Consider the following 11,527-nt stretch of genomic DNA (forward strand, 5'->3'; position numbering starts at 1 on the left):
TGGAAGACATCTTGCATGAGCGATAAGCAAACTCCTGAAAATGCAGTGGATTATAAAGCCACGCTAAACCTCCCAGGTACTGAATTTGCAATGAAAGCAAATCTCGCAGTACGTGAAGCAAAATGGTTAGAAGAGTGGTATGCCGACAACATTTATCAGCAGATTCGTGCATCGCGTATTGGCAAGAAAAAATATGTGCTTCATGACGGCCCTCCATATGCCAATGGTCAAATTCACCTCGGTCATGCAGTCAATAAAGTCCTGAAAGACATCATCATCAAAAGCCGCATTATGGATGGTTTTGATGCACCGTATGTACCGGGTTGGGACTGTCATGGTTTGCCAATTGAACTGAAAGTCGAAGAAAAAGTTGGTAAAGTCGGCGTTAAAGTCGATGCCGCAACGTTCCGTAAACATTGCCGTGAATATGCATATACACAAGTGGAATTACAAAAGAAAGACTTCGTGCGTATGGGTGTGTTCGGTGATTGGGACAATCCATACCTAACCATGAACTTTGTGCAAGAAGCCAACATTGTGCGTTCATTGGGCGAAATTCAAAAACAAGGTCATATCCAACCAGGTTTAAAACCAGTCAACTGGTGTTTAGACTGTGGTTCTGCACTGGCAGAAGCGGAAGTTGAATACGAAGATAAAAAATCAGATGCGATTGACGTGGGTTTTACGATTGTTGATTTAACCGATTTATCTGCACGTTTGGGTATCACTGTTGCAGATTCAACTGACATTGTGATCTGGACCACAACGCCTTGGACGATTCCAGCCAACCAAGCGGTTGCCTTACATGCGGATATTGAATACCAATTAGTCACCGCACGCGGGACAGAAAAAGCTGCTCAAAACTTTATTTTGGCAAAAGATTTAGTTGAATCTGCCACTGAACGCTATGGCTTTACTACAGTTGAAGTCATTGCGGACTTTACTGGTAGCGCACTTGAAAACCTACAATTACAACATCCATTAATTGCTGAACGCCAAGTGCCCGTCATTTTAGGTGAACACGTGATTGCAACCAGTGGTACAGGTGCAGTACATACTGCTCCCGGCCATGGTGTGGACGATTATAAAGTTGGCTTACTATATAACTTAAAAGTGGATAATCCTGTCGGTGGTAACGGGGTATATTTACCAACTTCACCCATTTTTGCAGGCGAACACATCTATAAAGCCAATCCACAGATTATTGCTACACTCAGTGAAGCTGGAAAACTTTGGGCACATGTGGCCATCAAACATAGCTACCCACATTGCTGGCGTCACAAAACACCAATCATCTTCCGTGCAACCCCACAGTGGTTTATCAGCATGGACGATCAAGGCTTACGTCAAGATGCGCTCAATGCCATCGAAAATGACATCAGCTTTGTCCCAGATTGGGGTAAAAACCGTATTCAATCCATGATCGAAGGTCGTCCCGACTGGTGTATCTCACGTCAGCGTACTTGGGGTGTACCAATTCCATTCTTCGTCCATAAAGACACCAATGAACTTCATCCACGTACACCTGAACTGATTGAAGAAGTTGCGAAACTGATCGAGCAAGAAGGCATTGACGGTTGGTATAACCGTGAAGCAAAAGATTTTATCGGTGCAGATGCGCAGCACTACAATGCCGTTCGTGACACCTTAGATGTCTGGTTTGACTCGGGTACAACGCATTTTGCCGTGCTTCGTGAACGTGAAGACTTAACGGATCCTGCTGATTTGTACCTTGAGGGTTCAGACCAACACCGTGGTTGGTTCCAGTCATCGTTATTAACGTCGGTTGCCATCAACAAACGCGCACCATATAAAGGTCTATTGACCCATGGTTTCGTGGTGGATGAAAAAGGTCGTAAGATGTCGAAGTCAATCGGCAACGTGATCACACCACAAGACATTATTAAAGATATGGGTGCAGACGGCTTACGTTTCTGGATTGCATCTTCAGACTATCGTTATGAAATGACCGCAGGTAAAGAAATCTTTAACCGTGCATCAGACGGCTACCGTCGTATTCGTAACACCTTGCGTTTCTTGTTGGCAAACCTGAATGGTTTCACACCTGCGACAGATGCCTTGCCAGTCGATCAATTGATTGCACTGGATCAATACATCTTGCAACGTGCGGCTGAAGTACAAAAAACCATTCAACAAGCGTATGAAGATATGAACTTCCATATCGTGGCAAGTTCATTGACCAACTTCTGTATCAATGACTTGGGTGGTTTCTACTTAGACATCATCAAAGACCGTCAGTACACCACCAAAGCAGATTCTCAAGCGCGTCATTCTGCACAAACTGCGTTGTATCACTTGGTACAAGCCTTTGTTCGTTGGATGGCACCTATTTTGACCTTTACTGCGCAAGAAGCTTGGCCGTTAATTCCGGGTCAAACCGAAAAATACGTGTTCACCACAGAATGGTATGACATTCCTGTTGCTTCAACTGCGAACCTGATTTCAGAAGCCGATTGGCAAACCATGATTGCGGTTAAATCTGCAGTGAACAAGCAAATTGAAGCTGCACGTAATGCCAAATTAATTGGTTCAAACCTATCTGCCAAAGTTGAACTTTGGGCCAGTGCTGAGCTCAAAACAGTACTGGATCAGTTAAATGATGAGCTTCGTTTCGTCCTGATTACTTCAACGGTCATGGTCAATACCTTTGATGAAGCACAAGGTGAAGCAACAGATCTTGAAAGTTTACGTGTGAAGGTATCTGCTGCGGAAGGTGAAAAATGTGCACGTTGCTGGCATGTTCTTCCAGATGTAAATACACATCTTGAACATCCAGGTCTTTGTTCTCGTTGTATTATCAACCTTCCTACAGGTCAAGGCGAAGAGAGAAAATATGCCTAATCCACAACCGAAAAAGGGCTTATTTCAGTTCTACCCACACAATTTAATATGGGTGGCTTTATCCATTGTCGCGATTATTCTCGACCAATGGACCAAGTGGATTGCAACGACACATCTGAATTATGCAGATCCTGTGCCGGTACTGCCCTTTTTAAATTGGACATTGCTACATAACTATGGCGCAGCTTTTAGTTTCTTGTCCGATGCAGGTGGATGGCAACGCTATTTCTTTACTTCATTGGCTGGTTTGGTGTCTGTTATTTTTGTATTTTGGCTGATGCGTATGCCGAAAAAAATCGTGATATTACCTCTGGCCATTGCCCTCATTTTGGGTGGTGCCATTGGTAATTTAATCGATCGTGTAGCTTTGGGTTACGTGGTCGATTTTATTCATGTGTACTACAACAACAGCCACTTCCCTGCTTTTAATATTGCAGATAGTGCCATTACTCTTGGTACTATCTTGCTGCTTATCGATACGTTTTTCCTTGAAAAACAACGTATTCAACGTGCTGAAGCGCAACAAAATGACTGAAATGATTAATCCAAATGAAGAAACCCGTATTGGTGAAGGTTCGAAAGTAGAGCTTCACTTTTCTGTTGCTATTGAAAATGGCGTAGAAATTGACAATACCCGTAGCCGTGAAGAACCTGTCAGCCTTGTCATGGGCGATGGCAGTTTACTTCCTGGTTTTGAAAAAGCACTGTTTGGTTTACGTGCTGGTGACCGTCGTACCGTAAGTCTTCCACCCGAAGATGCTTTTGGTCCATGGAATCCTGAAAACATACAAACATTTGATACGGTTAAATTTGAACAAACACCAATTGTCGGTCATATGATTGAATTTGAAGATAAAGCCAAACAAAGCTTATTTGGTGTGGTGAAATCAGTCGGTGAAGATATTACTGAAATTGATTTCAACCACCCCCTTGCTGGCAAAGATATTACTTTTGAAGTCGAAATCTTTAAAGTAACGCCTGCGGGTCAGCAAGGTGTCAAAATGATGTAATTTAGCATTCGCTGAAACAACATTAAAAAAGCTCCTTCAGGAGCTTTTTTAGGTTAGGTAAAATACAAAACCCTCATATTCAGCCCTGCATATTCATATTAATTTAGACCCTAACTGCATAAAAAGAATATAGGTTCAATATATGAAAATTCAAATTATTGTTGGTAGTGTTCGTGAAGGGCGTACCGCAATTAAAGTCGCACGTTGGGTACAGCGGAGTATTGAAAAAGCAAATTTTAGTACCGTTCAAACTGAACTGGTCGATTTAAAACAATGGGACTTGCCTATTTTTTCAGGTGCACATCCTCCAATCACGGGTATTTATGATCAACCGAAACAACAAGAATGGGCAGATAAAATTTCCCAAGCCGATGCCATTATTTTTATCAGTCCTGAATATAATCATGGCTACAGCCCAGCCTTAAAAAATGCTTTAGATTATTTAGGCAAAGAATGGCAAGGTAAACCCGCTGCCTATATTGGCTATGGTGCCACCAATGGATCACGTTCGATTGATCAAATCCGTCAAGTCGGAACACAACTGGGCTTAGTCGACAGTAATGCCGTGCTTGAAATTCGTGACATTTTCTCACGCAATAAAATGGAAGAATTTGAACCCAATGACTTTGATGAAAAAACGCTGACATCAATTTTAGATAAACTGATTCAATACGTCAGTGCCTGATATTTTTTCAGTCTTGTTGTCGGTTTTGGCTTACAACAGTTGCAGAAGATCTCCCCTTTTCACACATTCGTTATAGCGCTATATTGAATGCATACAGAGACAGGATGTCTCGAAGACATAAAACAATAACGATAAGACATAAACAGCAGGAAGCTGATGGGGTGCGACAGGAGTTATACCTTTAAAACGAATATGAAAAAGCCTCGACAGGATGTCGGGGCTTTTTTATTGAATACTTGGGACATTCAGAATTGATTAATTAAAGATTTACTTGAAATCCTAAATCAACATCACAAGCAGCTTGCCCACCCCGTATACCCCAATTTTCTAAAGCGCTTTCTCTTAAAATAATTTTGATGTGATCTGACGGAATTAAAAAATGATTTAGTTTTTCGACAATCAAGCGATATAAATAACGTTTAGTATCTAAAGATCGTCCGGTAAAACAATCAATACAGATCACAGTAAACAGTTCGGGTTGTAATAAATGTGACGGAACAGAAAATCGATGCGGTTCATGCACCACTAAACGAACATCGCGATCTGTTTCAGGGAGTTGAAATGCTTCTTTTAAAGCCTTATGCACAGCATCTATTATCCCTATTTCAATGACATGTGGATATTGCTGTCGTATATCAATTTGTACGTTGGGCATTTTATGATGGTCTTATTAGATTGTTATTTTTAAAATTTAAAAAGGCTTATACCTATCTTTATAGATATAAGCCTCTGTAAATCATCTATCAGTTACTTACCAGAAGCATCCATAATCAGACGTGTTGCCAAATATAATCGTGGCACAATACTATCCATTAAAATATATTCTGCATTGTTTGAATGCGCTCCATCACCTGACAATCCCATACCTTCAAGGACAGCAGCTTTCGATTTCAATCCAGCAAATGCCGCATCCGTTCCCCCACCTGTGGCAGTAGTCAGTACATTCATCGATAAATTTAACTCATTTTTATAAATAGACTGCGCTTTTTCAGCCAGCTTTTTGGCTTTTTCATTTGCAGCTAAAGGTGGTCTACGAACTTCAAATTTCACATCGACCTGACTGTCTGCTAATTTTTTATTTTTTACTTTTTCTTGTAATGTTTTCTCAATTTGATCAAAGTCTTCAACACGTAATGCACGTACATCAGCCTGAGCTGAAGCTGCATCTGGAATGACATTACGCGTTTTACCCGCAGTCGCTACAGTCCAATTTAACTTTAACCCTGTTTTAGCGTTAGATAAATCTTGCATCTGAGCAATTTGATGAGATAGCTCAGTAAGTGCATTGACTCCTTCTTCAGGCTTCACCCCTGCATGAGAAGATTTTCCTTTAATATCTAAATAAGCAGCTCCAATACCACTGGTCGCTAATCGTAAACTACCATCCTTACCACCCCCTTCGAAAGATAAAATAATATCTTGATCCTGCGCAGTTTCAGTAATCAATTTACGTGACCCTGGTGAACTGATTTCTTCATCTGAATTTACTAATACCGTAATGGTACCGTAATCTTGATATTTTAACGTTTTCAAAGTGTCTAATATATGAATAATAGCAGCAACACCTTGCTTATCATCCAAAATTCCTAAACCGTACACTTTGTTTCCATCAATATGGAACGGCTGATTTTTTAACATGCCTTTTTGATAAACTGTATCCAAATGAGCAATCAACATGATTTTGCTTTTCCCTTTGCCCTTCAGCACTCCTTTCACCATTGGACCTGTATGCTCAGGTGTATCATCCAATTTAAAAATATTGCTAGGCTGAATCACTAATACTTCTGCGCCGCTGCTTTTTAAACGCTCTGCAACAACTTTAGCAATTTGGTTTACCCCCTCAATATCTTTACTTCCCGACTCAATATTTACCAAGGTTTTTAATGTCTCAAGGTAACTCTGTTTTTGAGTTTCAGTGACTTTTTTAATTTCCTGCACAGAAGCAGCGTAACTTCCAGTTGCAGTTACCATGAGAGCCAAACTTAAAGCAACATTCAATGCTCTTGTTGGATGAGGCATTTTTTTCATTTTTAACATTTGGTGAATTCCTTGTACTTTTTCATAATAAATATTTAATAAATTAATTTACTATTCAACTAATTACCAGCACAAATTTATGTAACTTTAGTTTAAGCCTATCGTATAGGCTGAAGCATAAAATGAAAAAAATCAGCGACAAACACAGTGAAAAAATGAATAAAATAAACAACCTATTAAAAATTTAATACGTAAATTATTGAGCAATCAATTGCAGTAATTTGGCATTTTTTCCATCTTCAAGCACCCAGATTGATCCATCCTCAGCTTCGAGTAAATCACGTATACGTTGTCGCATATTTAAACGCTGTACTTCTTTAGCTGGTTTCAGCCCTGTATCCACCACCACTATAGACTCTGAGGATAAACCTCCGATAAGCGCTTTATTTTTCCATGCAGGAAATTGATTTCCTGTATAAAAAATCAAACTAGATGGAGAGATGACAGGTGTCCAACTGATTTCAGGTGCTTTAAATTCTGCACGAGTATCATGATCAGGTATGTCTATACCATCATAATGATCGCCATTAGAAACCACTGGATAGCCATAATTTTCACCTTTGACAATAATATTGAGTTCATCGCCACCTTTAGGCCCCATTTCAACACTCCAAAGCTGGCCTTGATGATCAAATGCCATACCTAATGGATTGCGATGTCCCAACGACCAGACTTGTTTGGCAATGTCGTCTCTGTCTATAAATGGATTACCTAAAGCAGGTGTACCATCATCATTTAAACGTAAAATCTTACCTAAGTTAGAGTTCATATCCTGTGCAGGGTCAAATCTCTGCCGCTCACCTGAACTCAGCCATAGCTTTCCATCTGTAGCAAATAAAATACGATGCGAATAATGTCCTTGTCCCTGTACTTTAGGCACTTGTGTCCAAATGGTCTTTAAGTGTTTTATCTGTGGATTTTGAGCATCCGACAAATCTAACTCACCGCGTGCAACTACAGCACCATAGCCACCTCGGCCTGCTTCGGCATAGCTGATATAAACCCAATGGTTACGCTGAAACTGAGGATGCAATACAATATCCCCCAAGCCACCTTGTCCGCCATAGGCCACTTTAGGTAGTCCTTTAATTTCAACTTGTTGCTTTGTTTTGGGATCAAATAACTTTAATTTTCCGTTACGCTCAGTCACCAATACGCGACCATCCTTTAAAAATGCCATTGCCCACGGCTCATTAAACTGTGCAATCGTTTTAACTTGATAGGTTTGATTGATCCGACTTGCAGATGTTGTTTTGGCTGTTTCAGCCGCTGTTTTTTGCTCAAATTTAGAGGAATTACTTTGTACATTACACGCCATTAAAATCAAAGAGCTTATTAAAGTCACGGTAGTAAGCATACTCAGTCGTAATATTTTCATTATGATTTCCACTTTTATGCAAGTTTCTATCATTATCATTCTAAGTAATTTATTCAAAATCACTATTTTTTATTGTTAATTGCTACAGCTTATTGATCCTAAACAAAATAATGAAGACAAATTACAGTGTAAGAAATAACGTACACAGACTGCTGCTTTTTGCGTATATACCAACGAATGAAGTTTTATTATTCTTAACTCATTAGGAAACAGGATGTTTCCCAAATGAAAACAATAATAATCAGTTTGAACATCAGGATGTGAGGTATGGCAGAAGTTATACCTAGCGAACCAATACAAAGAAACCCCTATCATTATGATGGGGGTTTCTTTTATATCTCTATTTAATAATTTTATTTAAAGTTTAAAAACTCTTCAAATACGCAATAACGTCTGTATTTTCAGCCATTTCGGCAAGTTCTAAAGCGCTATATTCACTTTTATAATGAACATTTGCACCTTTACTCACCAATAACTTAACCACCGCTAAATTGTCATTTTCAGCCGCAGCTTGTAAGGCACTATAACCTTCATCATCAGTGGTATTTACATCTGAACCATTGACTAGGCTTTGTTCTACTTGGTCGAGGTCACCTAAAGATGCCCAATAAACAAGTTCTGGAAGATGGAGTTCATCATCATTTTCAGGGATTGGGGAGATTGAGTTGAGTCTCATAATATATTCCTAAATTTGACCTATTTCTATTCTATAAACTTTGCACATTAGCTCAGTGAAATACTAAGTACAGAAAGAATATTTTTATCATAATATAAACGGAGAGATAATCCCCACAATAACACCAACAATTACAATAGCGCTCCATATCCAATGCTGAGTTATAAGTTCTACGAAAATTTTCGGATGAAAACCATATTTATCGCTCCAGCGAGCTTGTGTTATCAGAGTTCCATCCTGAACTCTTTCTAATAAATTAGACATAATATCCACTTTTCTCAGCGTGGATTGATGTAACTTTATAAAATCCTTCGTATTAAAAGCTAGTGCTTCTTCTTTACCATTAAGCATATCCTTTCCTTTAATTTTATTCAGTTCACAGATACTATGTAATCGACCGTGATCACCATGAGACGTATATCTAACACCATAAAAACTGATTAAAAGTCTCGCCAAGTCAATTTTTCTATCATCATCCACTAAATAAGGCTTTCCTCCTAAAACTTTAAACCGATGTTCAATTGCTTGAAATCCATAGTTAATGTCTCTCATATTCCAATGAATATAATAACTTCCTTTATTTGTAGTTAAATATTCGAAATACTCCTTTAACATACCCTTTTCTAACTCATCATAATATTCTGAGATTTTTTCAAATCCAATTTTCTTTTGCTCTGCTGTTTTATGAATCGAAAATGAATGTGTTTGGGCTGAATCAAAACTTCTAATTGCTATGGATGTAATTCTAGGTGTTCTACCATCTTTAATATCGTAAAAAGACTCACATGAATAATGAATTAAATAATAGTTTTCCCTTTTTTGATTTATTTCTTTAAGCTTACTTTTAGCATCTTTACGCCTTTTTAGTTTTACTAATTCTGAAGTCATATATCCCCCAAATTAAAAATATCATTGTATATTATTTAACAAACCTATAAAAAAGAAGCCCCCAATAACTGGAGGCTTCTTTATCACTTTAAATTTTTAAGCTTTCGCCACCACTGTCGAGCTTGCCCCAATCTTTTCAGGCTCATCATCATGCATAATCAATGCAACCGCAATTGCAGTAATTAGAACCGGTAAACCCACTGCCATAAAGTTAATGTAAGCAGGTAAATTCATACCTAGCAAAGCACCAATTAAAATTGGGCCGACAATCGCCCCCATACGACCAATTGCAGACGACCAACCAATCCCTGTTGAACGAATAGCAAGCGGATAGTACTGAGCCACATAGCTATAAAGTAGCATCTGCGAACCAATAGATGCAGCACCCGCCAAGAAGACTAAGATATATAATAGGAATTGATTTGATTGGAAGCCCATCAAGCTCATTACAATCGCACCTATCATCCCCAAGCACATAAGTACAGGTTTCAAGTGATAACGGTCAGCGAGAACACCACCGCCAACAATACCCACGACAGCACCCACATTCATGACCATCATGAACATTAAACTGTTATCCATTGAGTAGCCCGCAGCCATCATCAACTTCGGTAACCAGCTGCTCAATGCATACATCGTCAGTAAGCATGTAAAAAATGCTAACCAGAACAAGAGTGTATTAGTTGTACGGCCACGACGGAATAAACTCACAACATTTGCAGACTCAGGTTCATCGACCTTCGGCAAAGTAAACGTTGTGTTCTGATTGACCGTTAGATTTGGCGCCAAACAGCGAACAATACTGCGGGCCTTTTCCTGTTTATTTTCTTTTACAATAAATGCTAAAGATTCAGGTAAAAACTTCCACACTAAAGGCAATAAAAAAAGAGGAATACCAGCAATAAAGAACATAATCTGCCAGCCATAATCTGGTGTAAACCATGACCCTAATAGAGCAGCCATTACACCGCCCACAGCATAACCACTGAACATTGTGGTCACTAGTGTGCTGCGCATCTTTTGGGGTGCATATTCAGAAGTTAAGGCAACGAGGTTCGGCATTACACCGCCAATGCCTAAACCAGCTAAAAAGCGCAGAATACCGAATTCAGTCGGGTTCGATGCAAAACCACCAGCAAAGGTCAAACCGCTAAATAACACAATACAAATCATGATGACCTTTTTACGGCCAATTTTGTCTGCTAAAGAGCCAAAGAACATTGCGCCAAACATCATACCAGCCAATGCTGTACTCGCAAGCATTCCAGCTTGTACAGCGCTTAAGCCCCAGTCTTGCATTAAAAGCGGCAACACTACACCATTAATCGCTAAATCATAGCCATCAAATAAAATAATCAATAAGCACCAAGCCACGACATTGAAGTGGAACGGAGTAAATTTCGCTTTATCGACTACAGAATTAATATCTACGTTTTCTGTTGTCATCGTTCTCATCTCCCATGAGTGCTTGTTAGAAGTTTCACATAAACTTTTAAGTAAAATTCAATTTTGGCGCAATATACGCAAGTCAAATTTTATGAACAATTAGACCTAAGGATAAGCAACGATGTTATATTAAAATAAAACTACAAGTATTTGATTTTTAAAATTTTATATTTATTTTTTTATTTTCTCAAAATATAATTTTTATACTTTAACTATATTTATTTTATGCATGTTTTTAAAGAGTAATCTTTCTACTTTTATCCACTTTTGCTAAACAGTTAGCAATTTATTTTAAGTGTGTTTTTTATATATTTACTCTCACTTCACCAAGGAGCATCTACTATAAACCGAACTAAATTACCCTATTTTCACTTAATAATCATATTATCAGGGATAAAAAAACACCCCCAACGCTTGTTGGGGGTGTTTTAGGAATAATGAGCTGGCGATGACTTACTCTCACATGGGTAACCCCACACTACCATCAGCGCGAAGAGGTTTCACTTCTGAGTTCGGGAAGGGATCAGGTGGTTCACTCTTGCTAT

General features: G+C 38.9%; 10 protein-coding genes and 1 rRNA gene. 4 read left to right on the top strand and 7 right to left on the bottom strand.

Features of this window, described 5'->3' with window-relative positions; genetic code table 11:
* Window positions 1-15 precede the first annotated feature (15 nt).
* From ileS to B9T25_RS03135, 4 genes are all read left to right on the top strand, one after another.
* On the top strand, window positions 16-2,862 hold the full coding sequence (gene ileS, locus B9T25_RS03120; RefSeq protein WP_086186997.1) for an isoleucine--tRNA ligase: 2,847 nt from the start codon (window positions 16-18) through the stop codon (window positions 2,860-2,862).
* Window positions 2,855-3,397 (top strand): signal peptidase II, encoded by a 543-nt coding sequence (gene lspA / locus B9T25_RS03125; protein ID WP_086186998.1) that lies wholly within the window; start codon window positions 2,855-2,857, stop codon window positions 3,395-3,397. Before ileS ends, lspA begins: the two co-directional genes overlap by 8 nt.
* Window positions 3,390-3,872 (top strand): FKBP-type peptidyl-prolyl cis-trans isomerase, encoded by a 483-nt coding sequence (locus B9T25_RS03130; protein ID WP_086186999.1) that lies wholly within the window; start codon window positions 3,390-3,392, stop codon window positions 3,870-3,872. Before lspA ends, B9T25_RS03130 begins: the two co-directional genes overlap by 8 nt.
* A 142-nt stretch (window positions 3,873-4,014) precedes the next feature.
* Complete coding sequence (locus B9T25_RS03135) at window positions 4,015-4,557, top strand: NADPH-dependent FMN reductase (RefSeq protein WP_086187000.1); 543 nt, start codon at window positions 4,015-4,017, stop codon at window positions 4,555-4,557.
* A gap of 259 nt (window positions 4,558-4,816) precedes the next feature.
* On the opposite strand, the gene B9T25_RS03140 is transcribed toward B9T25_RS03135, so the two are convergent.
* The 7 genes from B9T25_RS03140 to rrf all read right to left on the bottom strand — a co-directional run.
* Window positions 4,817-5,212, bottom strand: a complete 396-nt coding sequence (locus tag B9T25_RS03140) for a tautomerase family protein (protein ID WP_086187001.1) — start codon at window positions 5,210-5,212, stop codon at window positions 4,817-4,819.
* A gap of 92 nt (window positions 5,213-5,304) precedes the next feature.
* A complete protein-coding gene (locus tag B9T25_RS03145; RefSeq protein ID WP_228146846.1) occupies window positions 5,305-6,594 on the bottom strand; it encodes a M20/M25/M40 family metallo-hydrolase in 1,290 nt (429 codons plus the stop codon).
* A 196-nt stretch (window positions 6,595-6,790) separates the two neighbouring features.
* Window positions 6,791-7,972, bottom strand: a complete 1,182-nt coding sequence (locus tag B9T25_RS03150) for a PQQ-dependent sugar dehydrogenase (RefSeq protein WP_086187002.1) — start codon at window positions 7,970-7,972, stop codon at window positions 6,791-6,793.
* A gap of 364 nt (window positions 7,973-8,336) precedes the next feature.
* On the bottom strand, window positions 8,337-8,648 hold the full coding sequence (locus tag B9T25_RS03155; RefSeq protein WP_086187003.1) for an ankyrin repeat domain-containing protein: 312 nt from the start codon (window positions 8,646-8,648) through the stop codon (window positions 8,337-8,339).
* A gap of 87 nt (window positions 8,649-8,735) precedes the next feature.
* Window positions 8,736-9,536 carry a hypothetical protein gene (locus B9T25_RS03160; protein ID WP_086187004.1) on the bottom strand — a complete coding sequence of 267 codons (801 nt, stop codon included), beginning with the start codon at window positions 9,534-9,536 and terminating at the stop codon, window positions 8,736-8,738.
* Window positions 9,537-9,632: 96 nt separating this feature from the next.
* On the bottom strand, window positions 9,633-10,982 hold the full coding sequence (locus B9T25_RS03165; protein WP_086187005.1) for an MFS transporter: 1,350 nt from the start codon (window positions 10,980-10,982) through the stop codon (window positions 9,633-9,635).
* Window positions 10,983-11,422: 440 nt separating this feature from the next.
* A 5S ribosomal RNA gene (gene rrf / locus B9T25_RS03170) occupies window positions 11,423-11,527 on the bottom strand; the annotation flags it as partial.

The organism is Acinetobacter sp. ANC 4470 (genome assembly GCF_002135335.1).
Classification (GTDB): domain Bacteria; phylum Pseudomonadota; class Gammaproteobacteria; order Pseudomonadales; family Moraxellaceae; genus Acinetobacter.

What these genes read in the sequence shown, in the direction of transcription:
- B9T25_RS03155 (WP_086187003.1), bottom strand. Translation starts at nt 8,648, where the DNA reads ATGAGACTCAACTCAATCTCCCCAATCCCTGAAAATGATGATGAACTC.
- B9T25_RS03130 (WP_086186999.1), top strand. Translation starts at nt 3,390, where the DNA reads ATGACTGAAATGATTAATCCAAATGAAGAAACCCGTATTGGTGAAGGT.
- B9T25_RS03145 (WP_228146846.1), bottom strand. Translation starts at nt 6,594, where the DNA reads ATGTTAAAAATGAAAAAAATGCCTCATCCAACAAGAGCATTGAATGTT.
- lspA (WP_086186998.1), top strand. Translation starts at nt 2,855, where the DNA reads ATGCCTAATCCACAACCGAAAAAGGGCTTATTTCAGTTCTACCCACAC.
- B9T25_RS03140 (WP_086187001.1), bottom strand. Translation starts at nt 5,212, where the DNA reads ATGCCCAACGTACAAATTGATATACGACAGCAATATCCACATGTCATT.
- B9T25_RS03160 (WP_086187004.1), bottom strand. Translation starts at nt 9,536, where the DNA reads ATGACTTCAGAATTAGTAAAACTAAAAAGGCGTAAAGATGCTAAAAGT.
- B9T25_RS03150 (WP_086187002.1), bottom strand. Translation starts at nt 7,972, where the DNA reads ATGAAAATATTACGACTGAGTATGCTTACTACCGTGACTTTAATAAGC.
- B9T25_RS03165 (WP_086187005.1), bottom strand. Translation starts at nt 10,982, where the DNA reads ATGACAACAGAAAACGTAGATATTAATTCTGTAGTCGATAAAGCGAAA.
- ileS (WP_086186997.1), top strand. Translation starts at nt 16, where the DNA reads ATGAGCGATAAGCAAACTCCTGAAAATGCAGTGGATTATAAAGCCACG.
- B9T25_RS03135 (WP_086187000.1), top strand. Translation starts at nt 4,015, where the DNA reads ATGAAAATTCAAATTATTGTTGGTAGTGTTCGTGAAGGGCGTACCGCA.